This is a genomic window from Pseudoalteromonas sp. NZS100, from assembly GCF_015864815.1.
GTDB classification, from domain to species: Bacteria; Pseudomonadota; Gammaproteobacteria; order Enterobacterales; family Alteromonadaceae; genus Pseudoalteromonas; species Pseudoalteromonas distincta.
Window position 1 is genome coordinate 13969 of record NZ_JADYWM010000014.1, and the last position, 24374, is coordinate 38342.

The 24374-nt window shown below is 39.7% G+C and carries 18 protein-coding genes; 6 read left to right on the forward strand and 12 right to left on the reverse strand.

Going from position 1 to position 24374, the window contains the following annotated elements; translation table 11 throughout:
* The first annotated feature begins 58 nt into the window (after positions 1-58).
* Together I6E69_RS14330 and I6E69_RS14335 are read left to right on the forward strand one after the other, a co-directional pair.
* On the forward strand, positions 59-772 hold the full coding sequence (locus I6E69_RS14330) for a hypothetical protein (RefSeq protein WP_197121506.1): 714 nt from the start codon (positions 59-61) through the stop codon (positions 770-772).
* A gap of 299 nt (positions 773-1071) precedes the next feature.
* Positions 1072-2133, forward strand: coding sequence for a hypothetical protein (locus I6E69_RS14335; RefSeq protein ID WP_197121507.1), 1062 nt, complete (start codon positions 1072-1074; stop codon positions 2131-2133).
* A 147-nt stretch (positions 2134-2280) separates the two neighbouring features.
* On the opposite strand, the gene I6E69_RS14340 is transcribed toward I6E69_RS14335, so the two are convergent.
* From I6E69_RS14340 to I6E69_RS14385, 10 genes are all read right to left on the reverse strand, one after another.
* On the reverse strand, positions 2281-4170 hold the full coding sequence (locus I6E69_RS14340) for a monovalent cation:proton antiporter-2 (CPA2) family protein (protein ID WP_010554522.1): 1890 nt from the start codon (positions 4168-4170) through the stop codon (positions 2281-2283).
* 163 nt (positions 4171-4333) lie between these two features.
* A complete protein-coding gene (locus I6E69_RS14345) occupies positions 4334-6730 on the reverse strand; it encodes a PKD domain-containing protein (protein ID WP_197121508.1) in 2397 nt (798 codons plus the stop codon).
* Between the two features lie 209 nt (positions 6731-6939).
* Complete coding sequence (locus tag I6E69_RS14350) at positions 6940-7833, reverse strand: hypothetical protein (protein WP_197121509.1); 894 nt, start codon at positions 7831-7833, stop codon at positions 6940-6942.
* A gap of 204 nt (positions 7834-8037) precedes the next feature.
* A complete protein-coding gene (locus I6E69_RS14355; protein ID WP_197121510.1) occupies positions 8038-10569 on the reverse strand; it encodes a TonB-dependent siderophore receptor in 2532 nt (843 codons plus the stop codon).
* A 268-nt stretch (positions 10570-10837) separates the two neighbouring features.
* Positions 10838-11683: a DUF4198 domain-containing protein gene (locus I6E69_RS14360; RefSeq protein ID WP_197121511.1), complete on the reverse strand. Its 846-nt coding sequence runs from the start codon at positions 11681-11683 to the stop codon at positions 10838-10840.
* A gap of 34 nt (positions 11684-11717) precedes the next feature.
* Positions 11718-12227 (reverse strand): DUF2271 domain-containing protein, encoded by a 510-nt coding sequence (locus I6E69_RS14365; protein ID WP_024596098.1) that lies wholly within the window; start codon positions 12225-12227, stop codon positions 11718-11720.
* Positions 12227-12859, reverse strand: a complete 633-nt coding sequence (locus tag I6E69_RS14370) for a PepSY-associated TM helix domain-containing protein (protein WP_193226744.1) — start codon at positions 12857-12859, stop codon at positions 12227-12229. The genes I6E69_RS14365 and I6E69_RS14370 overlap by 1 nt, the downstream gene beginning before the upstream one ends.
* Positions 12860-12983: 124 nt before the next feature.
* Positions 12984-13379, reverse strand: a complete 396-nt coding sequence (locus tag I6E69_RS14375; protein WP_002960192.1) for a YbaN family protein — start codon at positions 13377-13379, stop codon at positions 12984-12986.
* A gap of 129 nt (positions 13380-13508) precedes the next feature.
* Positions 13509-14831: a hypothetical protein gene (locus I6E69_RS14380; RefSeq protein ID WP_002960190.1), complete on the reverse strand. Its 1323-nt coding sequence runs from the start codon at positions 14829-14831 to the stop codon at positions 13509-13511.
* A 100-nt stretch (positions 14832-14931) separates the two neighbouring features.
* The gene (locus tag I6E69_RS14385) at positions 14932-15414 is read right to left on the reverse strand and encodes a MarR family winged helix-turn-helix transcriptional regulator (RefSeq protein ID WP_002960189.1); all 483 of its coding nucleotides are present in this window, start codon (positions 15412-15414) and stop codon (positions 14932-14934) included.
* A gap of 427 nt (positions 15415-15841) precedes the next feature.
* Here I6E69_RS14385 and I6E69_RS14390 point away from each other — a divergent pair, with 427 nt between their 5' ends.
* The 4 genes from I6E69_RS14390 (at position 15842) to I6E69_RS14405 (ending at position 21739) form a co-directional block, all read left to right on the forward strand.
* Positions 15842-16690, forward strand: coding sequence for a D-hexose-6-phosphate mutarotase (locus I6E69_RS14390; RefSeq protein ID WP_002960188.1), 849 nt, complete (start codon positions 15842-15844; stop codon positions 16688-16690).
* A gap of 36 nt (positions 16691-16726) precedes the next feature.
* Complete coding sequence (locus tag I6E69_RS14395) at positions 16727-17260, forward strand: PH domain-containing protein (RefSeq protein WP_182712512.1); 534 nt, start codon at positions 16727-16729, stop codon at positions 17258-17260.
* Positions 17253-18800 (forward strand): PH domain-containing protein, encoded by a 1548-nt coding sequence (locus tag I6E69_RS14400; protein WP_197121512.1) that lies wholly within the window; start codon positions 17253-17255, stop codon positions 18798-18800. Before I6E69_RS14395 ends, I6E69_RS14400 begins: the two co-directional genes overlap by 8 nt.
* A 122-nt stretch (positions 18801-18922) precedes the next feature.
* Entirely contained in the window at positions 18923-21739 is a 2817-nt protein-coding gene (locus I6E69_RS14405; RefSeq protein ID WP_197121513.1) for a PD40 domain-containing protein, read from the forward strand.
* Positions 21740-21755: 16 nt separating this feature from the next.
* Here the strand turns inward: I6E69_RS14405 and I6E69_RS14410 are convergent, their stop codons facing one another.
* Positions 21756-22913 carry a lipopolysaccharide assembly protein LapB gene (locus tag I6E69_RS14410; RefSeq protein WP_197121514.1) on the reverse strand — a complete coding sequence of 386 codons (1158 nt, stop codon included), beginning with the start codon at positions 22911-22913 and terminating at the stop codon, positions 21756-21758.
* A gap of 49 nt (positions 22914-22962) precedes the next feature.
* Positions 22963-24096 carry a PepSY domain-containing protein gene (locus I6E69_RS14415; protein ID WP_149603381.1) on the reverse strand — a complete coding sequence of 378 codons (1134 nt, stop codon included), beginning with the start codon at positions 24094-24096 and terminating at the stop codon, positions 22963-22965.
* Positions 24097-24374: the final 278 nt, after the last annotated feature.

Consider the following 24374-nt stretch of genomic DNA (forward strand, 5'->3'; position numbering starts at 1 on the left):
ACATTTATAATCGTTATGTTATTGCCATAAACTTGAAATATAAATAAGAGATAGCTAAATGAAAAAAGCGTTATTAATAATTGCCACGCTTGTAAGTACAAGTAGCTTTGCCTCGCAATGTGATATTGATGCCAAGCATTTAAAAGCCGATTATAAAATTACCAACAGCCATAAGGCGCAGCAAAGTAGCGAGTCACTTACCCTTTGGCGAAACAACCAGCAAGTAGCGCATCAAAGTGAAGTAATAACCGAGCTTTGGCAGCACTTAGCCAATAACCAAATACGACCAATACGTTACTTTAATGCCCAGCAACGCGGCATTGAATACCAACCATCTGAGGTACGCGGCGTACAAAATTGGAGTGCTAAAAGTCAGCTGGTGGATAACCACCTAATCGAAAAAATGACTCTAGTAAGCACACAAGGCACAGGCTGCGATGAAGTAAAAAACTATACACTGAGCGAAAATGGCAACGACTTTAACCTCGCCTTTTTTACGCATTCAAAATTAGTTAAAACATTTAGTATTAGTAATAAAAAAAGCGAAACAACTACCTTGCTAAGCCTTAACAATGTAAGCACTGATGTGCTATTAATTACTGCTCAATTTGCACAGTGGGACCGTTTTCAAACCACCGATTACGCCGACATTGGCGATAACGAAGGCGACCCGTTTTTAGCTAAAATGATAAACCTTGGTTTTATTGAGCACAGCACAACAGGTTTTTATAATCAGCAGGGCGAGGCTATTCAAGGCGGGCACCACCACTAGGCTTTTTAGTCATGTAGCTCATAGCTATAAATGAAAGGCGGCTATGAGTTACAAACTGGTATTCAAAAAGTAGATTAATTAAGCCATTCCCACCCAAGTAACCCTATCAGGCAAACACCCTCTTACTTATCAACTATCCTTCCAACAAAACATATTTATAATTGGTAAAAATTTATACAATTTGTTATTAATAGAAGTTCTCACAATAGGGACATTTTCGTAAAAAATAAAATGCCCACTGATAGAGCTGTTGTCTGTCTTTCAAGCAGCCTAGTCAAAATTACACATGAGGTTTAAAAATGGAAAGTAAGAAAGCCTTTATTTTAATGCCATTTACTGAGTCATTAAATGCTGTATATGAATTCTTGATAAAAGGAGCGCTTGTTGAAGCTGGATATCAAGTTAAAAGAGCTGATGATATTAAAAGTCAGAGCAATATATTAGAAGACATTGTAAAAGGAATTATAGAGAGCGACCTAATAGTTGCTGATTTAACCGATTCAAATGCTAATGTATATTATGAACTAGGTATTGCTCATGCACTTCAGAAAAAAGTCGTTCTTATAACCCAAGAGATTGACGAGCTCCCGTTTGATTTGAAATCTTATAGGGCAATAGGTTATTCCATACACTTCTCTAGAATGAATGAAGCAAAAACAGAACTGTACCAATTAGCCAAAGAGGCTTCAAATGGTACATTACCTTTTGGTAATCCTGTTAAGGATTATGGAAAAATTCAAAATATAAGTGAGTCTGTTAGCTCTATTGTTGTACATGATAATAACGATGATGAATCAGATTTAGGCTTTTTAGATCATATAGTGCAAGTAGAAGAAAACTTTGAGGACTTAACCGAAATTGTGCGAGTTATTGGGAGCAAATTAGTAGATGAACTTAATCCTGAGATAAATAGGACTACTCAAATACTCACTACAAATGATTTAACGACTAAACAGCGGCGAAACATAATAAAAGAGTTGGCAAAACATGTAGATGATTATGCTAACTTGTTAAAGCCCAAAAACGATGAATATAGAGATTTGAATAAAAAACTAGAGACGAGTATCGAGATTGTTTTAACTGTGAACCAAGATCATGATGTTGAACATATTGAAGGTATAGAAAGTTTCCTAATTGGTTTTGAAAATTTAGAAATTGGGGCTCAAAGTGGGAGAGATGGATTCATTAGCCTGTTAACTACAATGGAAAACTTGCCCAATTTAGAGAAAAGTTTTAATCGTGCGAGTAAGGAGGTCCAGCGGGAATTGAAGCTTTTCATTGATAACATAGATCAAACAATTTCAATGGCATCGAGAGCAAGAACTTTAGGCAAGTCGCTATTGGCTAAAGCATTGGGTTAAGTTTTCAGTAAGGTACATAGGCTGGTGACAAGGGACTTAAGCGAAGTTTGCCCTGTCTCGTTTTTCTACATTATTTTAGCTAACATCTTATTGCCTCATAGCGAGGCAATACCATCGCATTAAAAATATAAACTCAACTACCTCAAACTACTCCAAATGAGCATCATCAGGCTTTTTAGGTTTACTCGCTACTTCTGTTAAGCCGTCTTCACAATCACCGCTGTCGCAGGTATTTAAATCGCTTTGTGCTTGTTTATCTTGTTGCAGCACTTGCTTTAAATCTTCCATGCGTTGGCGAACTGCTACACCGTAGCTGGCGTCGTCTCCCCATAATGCAGCAAGTTGCAGTACTGCAGCGCGATCGTGGTCTCTAAACAGCTTACCGGCGCGCTCTGCATCTTGCTTAGTGTTACCTAGTAACTCGAGTGCTTCTACGGCAAGGTTAATAGCTGAGTCGACGGTTTCGCGGTTAAACGCATCTACTTTTAAATTAAGTAACTGATACGCATGGCGGCGATCGATTGCGCGAGCAACTATTTTAAGTTGCGGGTAGTTTTTATGCGCGAGCTTAATTATCTCAATGGTTTTATCGGGGTTATCGATTGCAATTACCAGCATTTGCGCGGTGTGTGCGCCTGCTGCTTCAAGGAGTTCTTGGCGTGCGGCATCGCCATAAAATACAGTATTGCCAAAACGGCGTAGTAATTCTATTTGGCTAGGGCTGTGATCAAGTACGGTAATTTCGTAGCCTTGCGCGTGCAGTAAACGCCCCATAATTTGCCCAAAACGTCCGTAGCCCGCAATAATTACGTGCTTAGCGGTGCTAATTTGCTCGGGTTTATCAAACTCAGGTAAAGCACTGCTACTGCGTTTTTGTATTTGCTCATAAACCATAAGTAATAACGGCGCTATTAGCATTGATACCGCTACAACTAAGGTAACAAGGCTGGTTTGCTCGGGCGTTAAAATACTTAAGGTGGTGGTTACGCTTAAAAGTACAAAGGCAAACTCACCCCCTTGGGCAAGGGCTAGGGCAAATAATAACTGCTGTTTACTGTTAATTTTAAAGGTAACGGCAAGGGCAAATAAAATGCAGGCTTTAACTACAATAAGTAAAACCACTAAGCCAATAACAGTACTAAACTCGTTAAATAGCAGTTCAAAGTTAATTGATGCGCCAACAGTTATAAAAAATAATCCTAAAAGTAAGCCTTTAAAGGGCTCTATATCGGCTTCTAATTCGTGTCTAAATTCACTCTCGGCAAGTACAACGCCTGCTAAAAAAGTCCCCAGCGCAGGCGATAAACCAATACTTTGCATAACCAGTGCAATAGCGACTACTAAAAACAGTGCAAAAATAGTAAATATTTCACGCATGTGTGTTTGGGCAATGTATCTAAATAACGGCGCCGATACATATTTACCGCCGGCAATAATAGCGGCAATAACCGCAACCGATACACATACTTGTTGCCATACCGGCCAGCTTGCAATAATTGAATCGCTGATTTCTTTTGTGCTAGTTTGCGGGGCAAATGCAAGCAGTGGCAATAGGGCTAAAATAGGGATAATTGCGATGTCTTGAAACAGCAATACCGAAAATGCGTTTTGTCCGGCTTCTTGCTTTAGCCAGCCTTTTTCTTCAAGGCTTTGCAGCACAATAGCAGTAGAGGAGAGCGCCAGCATTAAACCAATGGCGAGTGCGGTTTGCCAATGCATGGCAAAAAACCAATAACAAAATGCAAATATAGCCGCTGCCGATAACACAACCTGTAAGCCGCCAAGCCCTAAAATAGAGTGGCGTAATGTCCATAAACGCGAAGGTTGTAGTTCAAGGCCCACTAAAAACAGCATCATTACTACGCCAAATTCAGCGAAGTGCATTACATCGGTTTGATCGCCCACAACACCCAGCGCATAAGGGCCAATGAGTATGCCGGCAATTAAATAACCTAACACAGAGCCAAGTCCGACTCGTTTAGCAATAGGGACAGCTACAATGGCTGCTGCTAAGTAAATTAAAGCAATTTCTAACACGCGTTTATCCTAATAACATCAAGGCTTTTAGAATGGCTTAGCTGCTTATAAAATACAATGGATTATATGGTTCAAAGTTGCTTATTTATCAGTAGTTATAACACTAATGGTTATAACTACTGGGCTAAAAATAACACTTTATGTTGAAGGGCTTATTTGGGGGCTAAATATTACAAATACTTATAATTGCTGAGCTTGGTTGGCCTGAATCAGAATGGTAAATAGTAATGTTTGAGCTGATTGTATTTTCAACGGTTGTTTCAATTACTGTTACTTCAAATTCGGCTGATGCAGGTAGGTCGATATCCAATTCGCTATCGAGGTAAGTACTTCCGCTTTTTTGCAAAGTAAGTAGTTTGGTTTGATCAAAGCTAAATTGAAAGCTATCTGACGCTAAAAGTGTATCTACCATGTTAAAGCGTAGGTTAATGGTGTCGGGGCCTGAAAACTCAGCACACACAAATACCGAAACCTCAACAGCTTGTAAAACGGGCATGCTATTTTGGCCTATATCCACAGTAAAGTTGCTTTGCGTAATCGCTACAGAGTTGTATTCCCCAGCTGCAAGCCTTTGATCTGCTGTTGTTATCGTTATTTTTTCACCTTGCGCTAAATTAACCTCTTCATCAAAAAAACCGTTTGTGTTGGTGCTGTACTGGTGTCCATTAATTGTTAGCTGTGCATTGCTTATAGCCGCTTTTTGCACATTAGTGAGTTGCCCTTTAATGCGACCGGTAAGTAGGGCAGAGCTGGTTACTGTAATTGAAAATTGCACACTTTTTGAAAAGCCATCAGCATCAGTTGCTATAACGGTTAGCGTATAACTACCTGTCATATCGACGATAAATTCGGTAATACTTTGGTTTGTATTGCTTAAGCTGGTGCTCGAGCCTGAAGGCGCTGATAGCGTCCAAGCGTAATCGAGAGTGGTTCCCTCTGGGTCGTAACTTTGGCTTACATCAAATTTAACTGCATTGCCCACTACATCGTAGCGTGATTGCTCCCCCGTGAAGCTAATTACTGGCAATGCGTTTTGTATTACATCAATTGTTAGGGTTTTTGTGTCAGAGAACTGCACGCCATCGTTAGTGCGTAACGAAATAACCACTTGTCCCTCTACTGATGCACTAAACGTTGGTTTTGATATTGTATTACTGCTAAGCGTTGCTTGGCTTTGCGACGAAATGATTTCCCATTGGTAACTTAGTGGCTGGCCTTCTGGATCGTAACTAGTTGAGGCATCAAGTAAAACCTGTTCATCAACCGTTATGGAGGTTGCATAAGTTACCAAAGTAATAGGCTTTTTATTGCTACTGGCGTGCAGTACTGAGGTTGCTTGGTTTGAGCTTAATTGCCCATCAGACACTGTAAGCACTACAACGTAGTCGCCTTCTTTATCGGCAACAATAGAGGGCGTTGCTGATGTGTTGTTAGTGAGTTGCGATGCACTATTTACAGGCTTGGCTTGTAACTGCCAGTTATAACTCAGCGTATCTCCGTCTGGGTCGCTACATTGTTGGCACTGCAAAGTGGTTGATTCGTTTAACGTAATATCACGTTCGGATTCAAGTGTTGCTATTGGGGCTTTATTACTTGTGGTAACAGTTAAAGTAACTGATGCGGTATCACTTTTTTTTTGTTGGTCGGTAACAGTGAGTGAAAGCGAGTAATCTCCAGCTGTTGACGCTGAAAACCCAGCGGTATGATTTTGCATGTTTGAAAGAGCAGGCGTGCTGCCCTGGGGTTTTTCTGTAATTGCCCACGCATAACTAAGCGTATCGTTTTTATCGGGATCAGTGCTTTGGTTACCATAAAGTGTAACAACTTCATTTGGGGCAATTGTTTTATTTTCTACGTTTATAACCGCTTGTGGCGATGAGTTAGAATTAAGCGATTCACTTTTTATGAGTACGACAGTGCTTGCCGTATCACCTTGTGAATCAGTAACGGTAAGCTCAACTTTAAATTCGCCTATTTCGTCGGCAACAAACTGGCTTTTAACTTGAGTCGCATTTTCAAGTGTTGCATTACTTGCTACAGGCTTAGTAATAAACTGCCATTTGTATTGATTAATTGCGCCGCTGGTTGTGCTACTTTGCGCGCCATTTAAAAGCACAACATCACCTTGTTTAACGGTTTGTGTGCTGCCTGCGTTAGCAGTTAGCTGGGTATTTACAGTAACGGTGAGTTGTTTTTGTGCAGGTGTGCTTGAAAGCTTGCCGTCACTCACGGTTAATACTAATTGGTACTCTTGTGCTTCAGATACTGAAAACTCAACGGTACTTTCATTATTAACCGTAATCGGTATTTCTACTTGTTCGTTTTTGCTGGTTAATTGCCATTGATAAGTGAGTGCATCGCCATCGGGGTCACTACTTTGTGCTGCGCTAAAAACGAGGGTGGTATTTACTTTAAATCCCGATTGCTCGGTAGTAATAACTGCAATAGGCTTTGTGTTAGTACTGACTGGTTTAGTTACTGTTTTGGAGTCTGATCCTCCAGAGCCACAAGCTACGAGGGTGAATAAAGCAGTAATTAAAATTAATAACTTCCATTTCATAATATTAATATCCTTTTAATAAGTTGAATATTAATATGTACCCAAATTAGCTATAAAGCAAAAAAATAAATCAAATAAATACTTTTGCATTATTTTAGAAAATAGTTAACGTGAAACAGTGCTGCTTTTAAATAATTTATACTTTGAGGGGAGTGCTTTATGCCCAGATTGAGAGGGCATAAAGTATATTAAATGGCAGTTAAATAAAGTTAGTCTGCTACTTTTACTGAACCGCTAATATTATCGATACTTACATCGCCCGAGCCCGACTCTGTAATAGTCAGCCCCTTTGCATGGTTAACGCGAATATCACCCGAACCGTCTTCAATTGTTACGCTTGAACCAATATGCTCAATAAGCAGGTCGCCAGAGTTATCATCAACATTAACAGCACCGCTTATATGGCTTATCACTAAGTCACCCGATCCATCTTCAACGTTTAGCGAACCGCTTATGTTGCTCACGTGCATTTCGCCAGAACCATCGTCAATAGTTGCATTGCCACTTACGTTGTTTATATGAATACTGCCAGAGCCGTCGGTTAATTCTAAATTACCCGCGATGTTTTCAAAGTTTACTTCACCTGATCCATCGTCAACAGTTAGGTTTTTAGCCCCACTTATCGTTAAATTTCCTGAGCCGTCTTTTACATCAATATTGCTTTGCATAGCATTTATTAAAATGTCGCCAGAGCCATCATCAATATCTAAATTTAGATTACTTGGCACAGTAACCACTAAATTAATACTTGGAGATTGACCACTGTAAAAGCTAATACCATTACGGCTTTTATTTTGGGCAACAAGCTTTGCCTGTTTACCGTCTTGCTCCAGCGTTAGCTCGTATTCGTCTTCAATGTCGGCTGTGTAAATAGTGGCATCAACACTGATGCTGGTGGCCGTTTTTGAGCCTTTTATTTCAAGGCTACCTGCACCGCTTAATACATTTAAATATTCAAGATTATTGCTTGGCAGTGATAGCTGTTGAGTTTGCTTTACTGAGGCAACGCTTGGCGATATATGAAATACACAGCCACTTAATAATAAAATGCCGCCAATAAGCGAAAGTGGTTTTGTAATGTTAGATACAGTTGATGAGCTCATGTTTAGTCCTTTGTATTTTTGTTTGTATTTATATAAACAATATAGAGCAAAAATGAGGCCGAAATGTAAGTTGTTGTTTTATATAGGGTGGTGGTTTTTTATGAAAGTTGAAATACTAATAAGTGGTTAAAATAACTAATTATTAATATAAAAGGATGCGTGATGCATCCTTTTATAATTGCTCTGCTTTTATTAGTAAACTAATTAAAAGCTGTAAGTAATATTACCGTATAAGAAACGTCCGTCTAATCCATAAGGTGCATACGGTGTGTACGGGAATATTTGGCCAAAGTCAGAGTAACCAATGTTATCCACGGTGGCTTGTGGGTATTGATCGAATAAGTTGTTTGCACCAACGGCAAATTTCCAATATTCGTCTGGACGGTATGCCACTTCTAAGTCGGTGATCCATTTAGGGTCTAGGTATTCATCGCGATCAGCTGTAGTTGATATATCAGCGACTTCACCATAACGTGTAGCACGAAGCGTTGTTTGCCATTCGTTAAAGTTCCACACTGCTGATAGGTTCCATTTGCTATCTGGCGTGCCTTCTTCAAAGCGACCTACTTCACGACGTGCAAACACTACGTAGTCGTCACCTAGTGAGTTAAGTTCGCTTGGGTTGTCGTTTACGTGTGTTACTTCGGTATCGTTAAAATTAGCTGCTACGTTTAGGCGTAAATCACCTAAGTTGTCTAAATCTAAATTATAAGTGGCAACTATATCTACACCTTGCGTGCGTGAGTCGATAGCGTTGGTAAAGTAACGTACGCTTTCGGTATTTAGCTCACCGGCATTTTGTAGTATTTCAACAACTGCATCGCCCTCTAAGTTTTCAGACAATACAATACGGTCATCAATATCAATACGGTACGCATCAACGGTTAAGCTAAAGCTGCCTTGCGTGTACATAAAGCCCGCAGTAACGTTTACTGACTCTTCAGCATCTAACGGCTGAGCACCGAGTGCTTGCGCTGCGGCTGAATCGGTTGGGAATAAACCAACTTCAAATGGTTGGTTGTTTTCAAGTACAGTAGAGATTTGGCGGTACGAGCTTTGCGCTAAAGATGGCGCACGGAAACCGGTGCTAATTGCACCGCGCAGCGATAGGTTTTCAGTAATGCTGTAACGCGAGGCAAGTTTAGAGGTAAATGTGTCGCCAAAGTCGCTGTAATCTTCATAACGACCCGCTAAAACTACGTTCCATTTTTCTGTTAAGTAGGTATCAAACTCAACAAATAAAGCGATGTTATGACGGCTTTCGTCAGTCGCACTTTCTGGTCCAAAACCAGCAAGTACTTGCGCGCCACCGGCTGCAATTGGGTTACCGTCGCTATCAAGTGCGGTGATGTAAGACGCTTCTTCGCCTTCTTCTATTTTGTAGCTTTCGTGGCGGTATTCAGTACCTACGGTAAAAAATACGTCATCAGGTAAACCAAAATCAAGTGTGGTATTGGCCGTTGCGTTTACTAAAAACTGATCGTAAACCAGTGCACCGTTGTCAAATTCAGTTGGGCTGTCGGCTCCTAGTGATGTATTAATACTATTTACAACGCCGAAACCAAAGTCGTTGCGGCCGTAGTTGGTACTTACATCCCATGTCCAGTCGTTAGTTTCGCCTTTTAAGCCCAGTGCAAATGAGTAGTCTTGTACGTCTGTTTCAATTTGCGGCAAAAAGCCATCTGGGTACACTTCTAAAACGTTACGGCTGTCTTTTGCACGGCGGTAAAAACCACCTGAATTACCTTCACGCTTTGAGTAGCTACCAAATGAATAAAGGTTTAAGCCGTTATCTAAATCGTAACCCATGTTGTAAAACAACGCGTAATCTTCAAGGTCGGCTTTACCAAAACGGTGGTTGTAACGATCGATAGTAAATTCGCGTGGGTCTAGGCTGCCATCATCAAGACGGCTGTATTGTTCGCGTGGGTCAAAGCCTGAGCGCTGCGTTGAGTCGTTATCGCGGTATTCAATTGATACGTTTACAAAGCCGTTATCAGATAACGCAAAACCAGAGTTTGCGCTAACAGTGCGTGTTGCACCGTCGTTTACTTCGCGGTCGCCACCGGTATTAAAGGCTAAGTCGCCGTTTGCATCTGCGTAGGTGCTTTCTAGCTGAGGTACGCCAGCCATTTGAGTATCGTATTTACCGTACGTTACGCTAACGCTGCCGCCTTCTGAGGCATCTTTAAGTACAATGTTAATTACCCCAGCAATTGCATCAGAACCGTACTGTGCGGCTGCGCCATCACGAAGTACTTCAACACGTTTAATTGCAGAGGTTGGGATCATGTTCAAATCAACAGCGGTAGAGCCTCGACCAACAACACCTGCTAAGTTTAATAGCGCACCGGCATGGCGGCGCTTACCGTTTATAAGTACTAATGTGTGATCGGGTGCTAATCCACGTAAAACAGCTGGTTTTGCATGGTCAGTACCATCACCCATAGTGGCACTTGGGTAGTTAAAGCTAGGTACTTGGTTTGCTAGTATTTGGCTTATTTCTAGCTGACCCGTACTTTGCATATCACTGCTGGTAATAATATCTACAGGTACTGAGCTTTCGGCAATACTGCGTAAGCTACGGCGAGTACCTGTAACCGAAATTACTTCGATATTCTTTTCTGCTTGATTATCTTGCTCTGCGGCAACGGCCATAGAGTAAGGTGTGCTAAGTGCAGTGGTAACGGCCAAGCTAAGTGCTAGTTTATTTGCAGATAAACGCTTAAAAGTCATTAATTGTTCCCCAAGAGCTGCTAGTCGAAAAGGAGCGCATCATATAGAAGCGACTACCCTAGTGCAAAGATAAAAACTATCTAAGATATTCTAAGTTGTTAACATATAAGGTCACTGTTTACGCGCGATATAGGCGTTTGGATCGTTGTAGTTGCAATCTTGTGTCGAATGGTTGCGAATTCAAGGGGATTTTAGATAAAAGTTAGTAAGACGTAAAAAGGCCAAGCAAATGCTTGGCCTTTCAATTTTTTAAATTTAGTAATTTAAATTATTCAGGGGCAACTTCAAGCGTTGTAAATAATGCATAACGTCCTGCATCTACGCCTTCTTCATTTACGGTAACCTTGTTAGAGGTTTCGATTAGGTATAGGCCTGGCTCTTTCCAGGTAATTGTAAACATCCCGTCTTTATCGGTCGTTACTTTTACTTCGCCACGCTCGTTACGGTAGCGTGTGTCGCCTTTTAAAATACTTACTTCAACGCCTTCACCAGCAGATTTACCATCTTGTAGTAACTGAAAACGTGCTTGTTCACCTACAAATAAATCGTTTGGATGCGTTGGACCGCTAAGCTCTAAGCCTAAACCTAGCTGTGCAGGTTTTGAGGTGCCATTTCGGCTTACAAATGTATCTACTGTTGAAACAACCTTCGTTGTCGTTACATCTTTTGCATTGCTAGGTAACTCGGCTTCTGTTTTTTTACCAAATACACGCTTGCGCTTACCTTCTTCGTTTTTATAGAAGGTCATGTACATTGGCTTTTGGGTCATTGCAATGTGGTAAGTACCTTCTTCTTTTAGGCTTACCGCCGCTGAGCTTTTACGCTTTAGGTAATAAGCACGAATGGTCTCAGATACTTCTTCGCCGTTTGGTGCAAGGGCCATAAGTAGTGTGTCGTCGTACTCTGCGCCTTTTTCTTTTGGTTTAAAGGCTTTGTCGGGTGCAAACATTTCGTTAGAGATACTCGCGTCAATCATTACGTAGTGCGCTTTGTCACCAGATAATGACGTGTGCGAAGGTAATAACCAACGACCATGTGCACTTGCCGATGTAGATACCAGCGCCGATAAGCTAAGTGCGCCGATTAATGCCGTTTTTAATAAATTAATTTTCATTGTATTTCCTTAAATTCAAATGATTAAGTAGCAGCTACTTAGTGCTTACAGTGACGAAGCTTTTAGAAAACTCGTTTTTACCATCAATTGTTAGTTTGCCTGATTTAGTTAAATCGAGCTCAACGCGGGTGTAGTCTCTGCCGCCTTCTTCGCGTACAACTTCAATATTTAGTAAGTATTTACCTGGTTTTACTGGGTTACCGTCTAAATCATTACCTTGCCAATTTATGGTGTAAGTACCTGCGCGCTTGGTTGCGCCGCTAATGCCGTCAAAGTTGGCATCGCTTTTACCAGCTTTACGCCACCATTGGCGTAAGTCTTTAAACCATTCTGCTTTTTGCACCCAAAGTGCAAGCGTTGTAACGTGTTTGCGCTCTGGTGTTTCAAGCCAAACTGCAACGTATGGGCGGTGATACGGTTGTACTTCTAAGTCAGGAAGCGTTAATTCAACCTCTAGCTGTGGTGTTTTTGCATGCGCCGTTGTTTGAAAAAACGCAGCTACGAGCAGTAATGCGGCGCTTATAAATAATTTAAATTTAACCATTAAGACACTCCTTTTATTTGTGGAACCCAACATAAATAAATAACCAGTGGAGTTGCCACTCCTAGTACGGTTATCCATATTCCTGCTAAGCGTTTTTTTCTATTTTGAAACAAAATAATCATGCCGGTGATGGCAAATAAAATCATTAGTATGGCAGATATATCAATTACCCAACTCCATACTTCACCGCTGTGGCGGCCTTTATGTAAGTCGCCAATAAGGCTTAAAAAACCACCTGTTTGGTAATCAAGATTTAGCTCGCCAGTTGTAAAATCAAGCTCTGCGTAGGCAAACCCAGCAGGCAGTGGGTAGTCGAGCATGACAAGCGCGTCTTCTTTTTCCCACTCAATGCTTTTTACTTTTGTAAGTGCATATTGCTCGGCTAGGTAAGCTTCTATTTCAGGGTAAAGCGTTGGCAGCGTATTTAGCTGCTCATTCGCTTTGGTAACTAGCTCTGCTGGAATTACCGCCGTTACTTGGCCATTATTTTTATCGTTTTTAAGCCAATCAATATGGTTGAGCACAATGCCGCTAACGCAAAATAAAATAAGCAAAAAAAACAAAGCTGTAGAAATATAAATATGTAGAGCACGGCTTGTGCTATACAAAGCCCGCTTGTTAATAAACGACATAAAAACAGTAAATAAATTAAATTTACAACATGATAATGATTTGCATTAGCTATTACAAATTTACTTACTTATCTTTACATAAAAACTTTAAAACAAAGGCGGTAAGCAGGTAAAAAATGAATATTTAATGCTTAGGAGGGCTGGAAGGTCTTAAAATAAGGTAAATCATTACCAATACTTCTATTACTGCAACGAGATAAATAACCCAAATAGGGGCGGCTGAATACAGTAAAAATGTAAATCCAATTAACATGCCAATGGCGGCGTAGCATTTGGCTTTTACAGGCACTACTTTATGGGCTTGCCATTGCTGCAAAGTTACACCGTAACGAGGGTGGTTTAACAGCCATTGTTCAAGCGCGGGTGATGAGCGAGTAAAGCAGGTGAGCGCTAAAATAAAAAATATAGTGGTAGGCATGACCGGCAGCACAATGCCAATAATGCCCAAGGCTACAAGTATTAAGCCAAGTGCTTTAAACCATAAGTTTTTATAACAAATAAACACTGCTTTTATATTCACTTAGGCTCTTTTTAGTAATGGCTGATACTTTGGATTGTAGGCCAAATAGTTATAAAATCGAAGTGTAAAAACATAAAAAAGGGCAAACTAAGTTTGCCCTTTTAAATTTATAAAATAGGTTTTACTTATCTAGAAGTAGTAACCTACGTTGATGTTAAAGCGACGCTCTGTATCGCCATCACCAATAATTGTTCCGCCAATAAATGGCTGGTTACGTGCTTGAATAAAGTCAAAGTACGTAAATAACGGGCCTGCTGATACGCTCATACCTGTTACGTTCATCCATGTATCTGCACTGTCGTCAGATTTGTCGTAAATGATGCCGTAATCGTTGTAAAACTGTACGCCTGTTATAGGGCCTAAATCAACCGATAGATCGTAAGCTACGTTAAAGTTAGTCATGGTAGCTTCGCTTGATACGGTGTCGTAGTAGTCAAACGCACCTACAACAAAGCGGTTGCTGTTGTCGTCTAGATCGTAGTCGTACTCACCGTGCTGAAATTGAATATTCCAGTTATTAATTTGGCTGTTTACGTGGAACGCCCATGCGCCGTAGTTACCTGCACGGTCGTTACCATCATGTAAGCCACCGCTTAATAGTGATACACCCACATCGGTTTTAGCGTTTTCGCCATGCTCAATTTGGTACACCGTACGAGCTGCAAATGTGTTGTATTCACCAAGGCGAGAGCCAGGTGCATCGTATGTGCCTTCGGTTGTTGCACGGCTACCAACTATATCAAAAGAGTAACGCTCGTTAACTTCAGAGCTGCCATCAACGCCGCCTACTTCATCATTTTTGAAAAAGCCTAGGTCTAGTTTCCAGTTATCTTTTAGTTTACGGTTTACTGTTACACCCAAATCAAAGTCGTCTTCTAGGCCAACATAGTAGTTAGTGCTAAAAAAGTAGCTGTGTGAGTTGTATGGGCCATTACCAAAAGGGACTGGTGCAATACCTGCTTGTGCTTCCCAGCCATCAGTAAATTCGTAACCTAAGTATGCATACTTAACAATGGTCATGTAATCGTAAAAGCGAAAATCACCATTAACAGAAATATCGTTTATTTCGCCAGATAAGTTAATGCGAAATACTTCGAAGTCTAAGTCGCCGCTACGATCTTGAGTGTCTTCATCGTATGAATTAGTGCTGTAATTAAAACGCACTGCGCCACCAATTTTAACACCTTCGTCTTTTTTCTCAGATTCAGCGGCAGCAACAACAACTTCTTTGTTATCAGCTTTTTTACTAATTTTTGCAACTTCTTGCTTGTGTTGCTCATTAATTTTTTGCTGTTTTGTTTTTTCATCAGCTAACTTATTTTCAAGCAGTTGCATTTGTTGCTTTAACTGCTTAAGTTGGCTTTGTAACGTGTCTAGATCATCAGACGCATAAGAAGTACTTGTAACACCACCTAGAACTAGTGCTAGTGTTAATTTTGAGAGTTTAGTCATAATTGCCGCTCAGATTTTGATTAAAAAATAAAAAATTCAAGACGTAAAAAAACGCCTTACGTTTAGGGTAAGTACAAAAACTATGTATTTTTTTTATTATTTATTCTTTAGGAGCTTGAGTAAGCGCACCAACTTCTAGAAGGGGCGATGCATCTAATTTATCTGCATCCATCATTGCGGCTACACGCTGCATTGATGAGAGTAAAAGGCTCTGTTCCCATTCAGCAAGTGCAGAAAACTTTTCAATAAAGTGTTCTTGCAATGGCTGAGGTGCTTTATCAAGTAACTCTTTTCCTTTATCGGTGAGGTATAAGCTCACTCTGCGTTTATCCATTTGACTGCGTACGCGTGTTACTAAGTTTCTGCTTTCTATTCTGTCGAGAATATTGGTGACCGTTGCTGGGCTTAAATTTACATTTTGAGCAATACGGCTCGCCGTTATTCCATCGGTTTTTTGCACTTCTTGCATTATAAGCAATTGTGGGCCAGTTAAACCCGAAGTTTTATTTAGCTGCTTAGAATGTAAGTCAATCGCGCGGATAACTTTACGTAAAGAAACCAATAACTCGTCATATTTTTGCATTTGCTTATCTCGTCGATGGGGCGGTAGTTTGCCGTAATCGCGAAATGTTACACATCAAATAAATTGAATTCAAATAATATATTGTACTTTAGCCCGCTTTTATTGGTTTTTAATAGTTAGAGCAGTAACTAATGTAAAATTATATTGTTTAAATATTGGTAAATTTTCTTAGCACCTTGTGTGCATTAAGTTGCGCACAGTACGTATGTTGTGAATAATTGGCAAGTCTTATTGTATAGACTTTAGTATTATTCATTTACAGCTGTTAGTACAAAGTAATTGTTTGTGAGTTTACTGTATATGTATTAATCGGCAATGAACAAATTCAGCAATCAATATTTAATATCAATAGCGTATACTTTAAGCATGCATTATTGTTTAGATGTAAACATTAAAAATCTTTAGTATCAGTATTATAGGGGAAGGTATGAAATTATCGCCATCAGTTAGCATTGAGCAAAGCGAATCCGGACTTGAGTTTATTAAAGTAGCTAGTGAAAAGTGCGACGCAAAAATATTTTTGCAAGGTGGGCAAATTACCGAGTTTATCCCTAAAAATAACAAGCCACTTATTTGGGTTTCACAAGAGGAAACCTATCAAGAAGGGGCGAGTATTCGAGGCGGTATTCCTATTTGTTGGCCGTGGTTTGGTACACACGCTAATGATGGGTGGCCTGCCCACGGTTTTGCGCGCACAAGCGTATGGCAAGCCGATGAAGTACACGAATCTGATGAGCAAATTACAGTTAGTTTAAAGCTCCCCATGAAGCTTGTTAATACAACGTATTGGCCGCATCAGTCAGCATTAAAAGTTGAGTTTGTATTAAGCGATAAATTACAGGTTCGCTTAACTACCACTAATTTAGGGAGTGTGCCATTTAGCTTTACTCAAGCGCTGCATACCTATTTTCCTACATCAGACATTACAAATACCCATGTAGATGGTTTACAAGGCGCGCAATATATTGAGTTTAGTGAAGGGCCATTTGTACAAAATGATGTTGTAAGCTTCAATCGCGAAACCGACATGGTTTATACACAAGCAAATACAATGCAAACTATTAATACGCCAGAAGGTGTTATTAATGTGAGCCGCGAAAACTCAAGTTCGTGTGTACTGTGGAACCCATGGATAGAAAAATCAAAACGCTTATCTAATTTTGCTGATGATGAATATAAAACAATGCTCTGCTTAGAGGCTGCTAATGTACTGATAGATAAAGTAACGCTTGAGCCAAAACAAAGCCACACCTTAATAACCACCATTAGTTGGTAAGCTAGTCATAATTAAAAGCAGGAATAGGGACAAATAGTGTTTAACAATCAACAAATAATGGATTTACCAAAGCATAGTGATATTAGCTTTAAGCCATTGGCTGATAAAGCCTTATTACATACACAGCTTAGCTCGCTTCTGTTTTATGTACCGCTAATTGGAGCGCTTATTGCTGTTTGTTATTTTAATGAAGCCTTTGCTAATAATGCACAAACGTATTTGCTAATTGGTATGCCAATTTTGGTGGCCGTATCTATGGCGTACAACATAATAAGTGTGAGGTTGCGAGGTTTTGCAGTGCGAGATCATGACATTGCTTTTAAAAAAGGCGTTATTTGGCAACAAGTGACGGTATTACCTTTAGCGCGCGTACAGCATATGGAAATACACCAAGGGCCAATAGAGCGAAAACTTAGCCTTGCAAGCATTAAATTATTTAGCGCTGGTGGTGTAAGTGCCGATTTACAAATTAGTGGGCTAACCCATGATGATTGTAAAAATATGCGCCAATTTGTACAAAACTACCGCCAAGACGACGCAACTACTCAGGCAGCTTTAGTCGATGAGTAATACAACTATCGAAGATAAAGCCAGCCCTATTTACTGGCAAAAAGTATCGCCCTGGGCACTTTTATACTTTGTTGTGCACTTTAGTGTGCGCTTTGTAAAAGATGGCCTTTTAAACTTACTACCTATGCTTGTCGTGTTTGTTACTCAAGTAGAAAATAAATTGTTTTGGGCGCAGGTTGCAGGCGGTATTGCACTAATTTTGCTACTTGTTTACTCATTTTTATATTATTTAAATTTTAAGTTTAGTATTAGTAGCGACAACGAAATATTGCTTAACAAAGGTGTATTTAAAAAAGAGCGACTTACGCTTAAATTTGGCCGTGTGCAAAACGTTAATATTGCCGAGCCGTTTTATTTTACCCCCGTAAACTTAGTTAATTGTATTTTTGATGCAGCTGGTAGTGTGTCGCAAGAAGTTGTTTTACCTGGTGTCACTAAAGATTATGCACAGCAAATGCGTAAACAAATATTTGATTTTAAAGCGCAGCAACAGCAAGAAACACCAAATACTGAACAAAGCGAAACAGACACTATCGAAAACAGCCTAAGCATTAGCAATAAAGAAATAGCCAAATTTGGTTTAATGTCGAATATGGCCATTTTTGCAATGGCTGCTTTGGCCCCTTTTATAAACCTAATTGTTGATTTTTTAGAGAAGCAAATTATTGCGAAAGTAGAAGGCTTTTACCAACAAGAGCTTGGTATGCTGGCAAGTGCTGCTGCTTTTGCGATGATCACCTTAATTGTTTTGCTAGTTTTGGTCGCTGTAATGCTATCGGTGACTATGTCGCTTATTCGTTTTTATAACTTTGAGCTTTATTTTAAAGGTCAAAAGTTTAAACGTATTGCTGGCTTGTTAGAGCGCCATCAGCTTTCTATGAGCATGGACAAGGTGCAATCTATTGTTATCAAACAAAACCTAATGGGGCGATTACTAAAGCGATTTACCGTTGAGTGTTTACAAGCAAGTAGCGGCGGAATAGCAGCCGGTGTGGCGGCTAAAAAAAATAAACAAACGTTAGTATTACCTGTATTAAATAGCGAACAAGTTGATAGTGTATGCCAATGGATTTACCCATGGTTTAATAGTAAAAAACTCGCTTTTAAGCGCGCAGAGCGAGCGCTTTTGTATAAAAATTTAGGCTTTTATTCACTGCTACCCAGTGCATTAGTGTTTTGCTTTTGTTTTATTGCTGATATTAATACTTTGATAAGCCTTGGTGTTTTGGTGGTGTTTTCTGGCTTGGTAACTTTGTCGTATCAGCGTTATGGTTATTACATGCATGAGGATAATGGTCGATTTTACATGGTTGTACGCAAAGGTATGATTGGCGTTCATTACCGTGTTTTTGAGCTTTATAAAGCGCAAAGTGCGCGCAGTATAAGTACGTACTTAATGAGAAAATCAGGCTTAAAAAGCCTGTATATACAACTTGCTTCAGGCTTTGCATTTATGCCCTACATAAAGCAGCAAGATGCTGACTTTATTATTGATTTTACAATTAAGCAGATTGAGTCAGATACTCGCAGCTGGATGTAAATTTCCCTAATAAAGCATGTGGAAATACCCATTTTCACATGTTTTATTACACTTTCTTACTGCCCATGAAAGACATTTAATAATACCCTAGATGGTATTAAGGAATTATTTTAGGGACGCTCATGAAAAAAACACTTATCGCATCGGCTTTATTACTAGCAGCACCGAGCTTTGCAGCCGATTGGCAAACTATTCATACCGAACATTTCAACATTCACTACAGTGTTGAGCATGCTGATTTTGCTAAATCAACTGCAGCAGAGCTTGAAATAGTACGCACCAAAGTGCTTGAGCAGCAAAACCGAGCACTTGATAAAACAGTTGATGTAGTGGTGTTTGATCCCCTAAATGCGGCAAATGGCTTTGCGCTACCTACCTCAAATAACCCTGTAATGGCGCTTTTTACAACCCCACCACAATCCGACACCGTTATATCAAACAGCGCTGGCTGGCAGCAGTTACTTGTACTGCATGAATATATTCACTTAGTGCATTTAGCACAGCCTACACGTAACGATTGGCAGCAAAAAATGCGTGGTATATGGGATTTATACGACTTAACCTACAGTGATACACCGCGCTGGGTAGCCGAAGGTTATGCCACATTGATTGAGTCTAAAATGACGGGTCGTGGGCGTTTGTTTGATAATTACTCTGAGTCAATACTGCGAGAATTTGCTCAGCAGGGCGCACTGCCAACGTATGGGCAGTTAAATGGCGAACAGGGCTTTATGGGCGGCTCAATGGCGTATTTAATGGGTAGTCGCTTTTTAAATTGGTTAGAGCAAAATTATTCAGAACAAACACTCGATAGTGTTTGGACGCGAATGCAAGGCGTAAAAACGCGTGATTTTGATGAGGCATTTAGCGGTGTGTTTGGGCAAAGTGCAGCCAAGCTATATCGCCGATTTATAGCTGAATATACCTATAAAGCAATGCAAATAGAGCAAGGAGAGCCGTTACTTAATAGTGAACTTTGGCTTGAACTTAACTTATATGCAAGTAACCCAGCACTTGCAAGAGATGGTAGTAAAATTGCAATTGTTGAGCGAGATAAAGAGAGTAATACCAAGCTTATAATTTACAGCACTGATGACAACATAAAGGCGCAAGAGGAGTTTACTAAAGCGCAAAAAGAGCTACTCGAAAACGATGCACAAGACATCCCCGATACAGCGCCAAGAGTATTTAAGCGCGAACAAAAACAAGTGCTTAATCAAATTAACCGAGCTGGTATTGCAAACCCGCAATGGGTAAATAACACAACGTTATACTTTAATGCGTACAGCAATGAAGAGTCGGGTATTTATAACAAAGTGTCTGACATATTTAGCTATAACACTGACACTGGAAATATTAAACAGCTTACCGAACTTGCTGGTATACGTCGTTTTAACGTAACCAGTAACGGTGAAACCTTGTATGGCGAGCAAATAAGAGATGGCTACTCTGAATTAGTAAAGGTTGATCTCAATACGCAAACCATCACACCATTATTTACAAAAAGCCTTGAGACAACTTACGATTACCCAATACTCAGTCCTGATGAAACTAAATTAGCTTATTTATCAACGTCATTAAATGAAAACTGGCAATTGTATATACAAGATGTAGGTGGTAATAAGCAGCAATTAGTACCTATGCCAAACGGGTATCAATATTTAAGTCAGCCTAGCTTTAGCCATAATGGCGAGTCACTTTACTTTGTTGCAGGTTTAAATAGCGCTACTGATATTTATAACTACAACATAGAGAGTAAAACACTCAGCAAGTTAACCCAAGGGCAAGAGGCAGTTGCCCACCCGATTGAAATGGCCGATGGCTCGTTACTCTATTTTTCGATAACCGCAGATGGGCCAAATATAAAAACATTGCCAAAAGCTATAAACAGCACTGTAGTTACTGAATTTTCGGCTAATAAAAAAGCACCGCTGCTCATTGTAAACGAACATACGCTTCCAAAAGCTAAAATATATACGCACCAAACACCGCAGCAAACAAATTACAACGTGCTCGACCAGCACGCTACTTTTGCACTAGGAACGCAGTATTATTCGGCTTCTACCAGTTTGTTAGATTTAAGCATTAAAAGTAGCGACTTACTAAAACAGCTCGACTTGCAAGCGGGATATAGCACTGATTTACACGATGGAGCACTGCACGGTGGTTATGTGCAGGCAAAATATAATGCGCTTGATGTAAAACTGAAACTTGCACTGTTTGACTATAATTTAAATACATCGCGGCAGTATCAACAAAGCCTAAATGCAGATGTGGATGCTCGTGGTGGTTTTACTGCAATAAGTTACCCTGTTAAATTTGGGCAGCTAAGTTTAACGCCAGGGCTTGCCTACAATTACACTGATTATAAACAAAGCCATAAAAATTGGACGCGTTTAGGCGTTGCCCAAAATTGGCAATATGATCGTCAAGACTTTGTAATAGGCCAAAGCCTTTATGCGAGTTGGTACGATGGCAGCACCAAAAATAATAATTGGCAAGGTTACGATTTAGCCGCCAAAATTTTTGGTAAAGCGTTTGGTATTCCTCTTTATGCAAATTTTTCTCAAAAACAACGTGATGACAGCAGCCTTGCATTAGGTGGCTTTAGCTCAAATCTTATTAATCAGCAGCAAAATAGTGAATATGTACTTTCATCTGAGCTGCCCTTTTATAGCGCAACTACAAAGCGCTATCAAGGTTACGGTGGCGGCTTTAGCTTTAAAGAAGGCATGCCGTGGCTTTATTATAAGCAACATCAACTCGACGGCACCGTATATGCACAAAGTTACGGGATAAAACACCAAGGTGATTTTAGTTTTGGAATGGGGCCTGCAGGCGTAAATGATTTAACATTTAATATGGGACTGTCGCGAGTAGAAGGCGACAGTTTTGAAGATGAAATGCGTGCTTGGCTGAGCTTCTATTATTCGCTATAAATATCAATTGACTAAGTTACTTATCCGTCTGCAAGGATAGTAACTTAGCTTGATATACATCGATTTTTTGGTTATCACGTTCTAGTTCAATAGCTTTCTCAAGTAAGGTTTGTGTTTGTTTAATATTACCTTGTTGATAGCGAACTTTTGCGAGTTCCAAGTATAACTCAGCAATGTAAGGCGCTTTAGTAATAGCTTGCTCAAGGTGCGCTTTAGCCTGATGAGCGTGGCCAGCTTGTAAGTCGTTTTTAGCGATTACTAGTAATTCATATGGGTCTTTTTCTTTATTAACTAATTGTGAGGTGAGCTCTTTAACAAGCTCTTTGTCGCCTAATTTTTTAGCTAAAAGCTGATAGTTGCTGATTAAATTAATGCTTATTTCATTATTACTAAGTGCTGTTTGATAGATGTTTTTAGCGCTTTGTAAATCACCAGCCCGACGATGCAAAATGCCCGCTATATTAAATAATTCAGGATCATTGGGAGTGTATTTGTTTGCTTGTAGAATAAGTGAGTAAGCAATATCCAGCTGTTTGTCTGCTAGCGCTGTTGCAGCTAAATTACTGTAAAACTTAGAAACTAAATCGTTATAATCTGCACTGCTTGAATAAAAGCTGCGACGGGTAGGAAAGTAGTCGATTAAGGTGCCCGCTCTGAAAAATTCAACAATATTATCATCTTTTTTATCTACTTTTGGGGCGTATACTCTTGTTCTAAAGTGGCTTGCTACATAAACAACATTATTTTCTTTTGCGTATACAGGCTGACTTGTTACTTCTTGAAAGCTCGTTTCTAATCCGAGAGCTTGTGCATAGCTTTGTGTTAAAACAGCTAAGCTAATGCAGTTGCCTTGCGAAAGTTTTAAGGCTTGGGCTGAAGTAAGTGTATCGCCGTGGTATTTAAAGTTAGCTAAGTTGCTTTCGAGGTAGTTGTAAATAATGCGGTCATGACGGATTTCAGACTGTTTTTGTTTTTCGGCGTAAGCTAAAAACGTTTCTTTTTCAGCATTTGGCAGCTCGAAAATGCTGTACTCAGAAGGAGTGTCGAGTTTATTAAACAAAGAATGGTTTAACAGTTGTTCAAGCTCTATTTGTTCTACTTGCTGAACCTTGGTTGTGTTACATCCAACTAAATATAAAAAAGTAATACAGACTGCTATTTTATAAAACATCATAAACCCACTCCATTGTTAAATTTTACATTACAATGTGGTGGGTTTTTAATCAAGCACTTGCTGTGCTGCGTTTACTTGAGCGATTTTTTTGTGATTGCTTTTTACGTTTACGGCGGGTAAACCACAAGTAAAAACCAGTACCTGCTAGCCACACTGGGCTTAAACCAATTACGCACCACAGTATTTTACTTATTAGCCCTGCAAAGTAGCCAAAATGAAGTTTTCTAAAACTATCAATTACTTGCCAGCCAACGCCAACTTCGCGAATATCCCAGTTAGTTAAATGTTCGCCTGTTTGCTTATCGTAGCTAACCGTATTGGCATATTCGCTCGCAAGTGGGTTGGCGGTATCGACTTCGCCGAATAAGGTGATATTTTCGTCAGGCTCGAGTGGCATAACTAAAAACGTACCATTAAAAGTGGGTATTTGCTTTTTACTGTCATCGAGTATGTGTTGAAACGAAATATCGCTACTGTGCAAGTTTTTGGTTAGTACAAAGTGCTCTTCCTCAGCGTGTTCAATAACTTCGTGATACCACACCGCCCAGTTAAAGTAGCCACCTGTAATAGCTAAAATAATAATGATGGGCGACCCTATCACCCCCGTCATTTTATGAATGTCGCTAAGTACAATTTGCAGTGTTGCACGCCAGCGCACACTAAATAGACGCTGCCAAAATTTACGATAAATAATAAGTCCTGTAATACCTAATACCAATAAAAACAGAGCAAAAAAGAAGCCTAGTACTGTACCTGTTTGCCCTGGCAGGTTTTTAAAGTCGTTAAGTAAAAATGTGTAATGCAGTTCTAAAAACCAATCAGTAAAATAATGGCTGGTACCAACAGGCTCTGACAAAATGTCACCCGTATACTGGTTTAAATGAAACTTATACCATTGCTCTGTCCCGCGTTTAACTAAGTAAACCCGATCAGCAGTATCATCGTTAAATATCTCCCAACTACCTACTACATACTCAGGGTAAGCAAGCTCTGTTTTTGCGATTAATTTGTCGATTGGCATGCGCTCTGGCAGTGCTTTTACAACATAGTGACTGCTTGGCATAAGTAAGCCATCTATTTCACTTTTAAAAACTAATACGCTTCCTGTAATACTAATAACAATTAAGGGAATGAGAGCTATAAGAGCGATCCAACTGTGAATTTTAAAAAGAGTTTTTCTCATAGATAGTTTTATATATGGCAGCTAATGACTTGCGCATGATAACAACTATCATTTTCATTTGATAGTTTGTGAGTAGGTTTCCCCTTAAATAGGTAAACCGTGAACTTAATTCTACGGTTTTTGTATACCTAGCTTGCCAGTACCTAAAATAAGAATATCTTATTTAGTTGAGTTAAATTTACGCGGCTCTACAATGCCGCGCTCATAGTAAAAGCCTTTTAAAACAGATGTTTATTAAATGTTTTTATTTCTATTTTTAATTAACATTTATGTAACGA

Coding starts and splice junctions, on each gene's coding strand:
- I6E69_RS14355 (WP_197121510.1), bottom strand. CDS start 10,569: ATGACTTTTAAGCGTTTATCTGCAAATAAACTAGCACTTAGCTTGGCC.
- I6E69_RS14360 (WP_197121511.1), bottom strand. CDS start 11,683: ATGAAAATTAATTTATTAAAAACGGCATTAATCGGCGCACTTAGCTTA.
- I6E69_RS14365 (WP_024596098.1), bottom strand. CDS start 12,227: ATGGTTAAATTTAAATTATTTATAAGCGCCGCATTACTGCTCGTAGCT.
- I6E69_RS14330 (WP_197121506.1), top strand. CDS start 59: ATGAAAAAAGCGTTATTAATAATTGCCACGCTTGTAAGTACAAGTAGC.
- I6E69_RS14380 (WP_002960190.1), bottom strand. CDS start 14,831: ATGACTAAACTCTCAAAATTAACACTAGCACTAGTTCTAGGTGGTGTT.
- I6E69_RS14415 (WP_149603381.1), bottom strand. CDS start 24,096: ATGAGAAAAACTCTTTTTAAAATTCACAGTTGGATCGCTCTTATAGCT.
- I6E69_RS14400 (WP_197121512.1), top strand. CDS start 17,253: ATGAGTAATACAACTATCGAAGATAAAGCCAGCCCTATTTACTGGCAA.
- I6E69_RS14335 (WP_197121507.1), top strand. CDS start 1,072: ATGGAAAGTAAGAAAGCCTTTATTTTAATGCCATTTACTGAGTCATTA.
- I6E69_RS14370 (WP_193226744.1), bottom strand. CDS start 12,859: ATGTCGTTTATTAACAAGCGGGCTTTGTATAGCACAAGCCGTGCTCTA.
- I6E69_RS14410 (WP_197121514.1), bottom strand. CDS start 22,913: ATGATGTTTTATAAAATAGCAGTCTGTATTACTTTTTTATATTTAGTT.
- I6E69_RS14385 (WP_002960189.1), bottom strand. CDS start 15,414: ATGCAAAAATATGACGAGTTATTGGTTTCTTTACGTAAAGTTATCCGC.
- I6E69_RS14405 (WP_197121513.1), top strand. CDS start 18,923: ATGAAAAAAACACTTATCGCATCGGCTTTATTACTAGCAGCACCGAGC.
- I6E69_RS14350 (WP_197121509.1), bottom strand. CDS start 7,833: ATGAGCTCATCAACTGTATCTAACATTACAAAACCACTTTCGCTTATT.
- I6E69_RS14345 (WP_197121508.1), bottom strand. CDS start 6,730: ATGAAATGGAAGTTATTAATTTTAATTACTGCTTTATTCACCCTCGTA.
- I6E69_RS14390 (WP_002960188.1), top strand. CDS start 15,842: ATGAAATTATCGCCATCAGTTAGCATTGAGCAAAGCGAATCCGGACTT.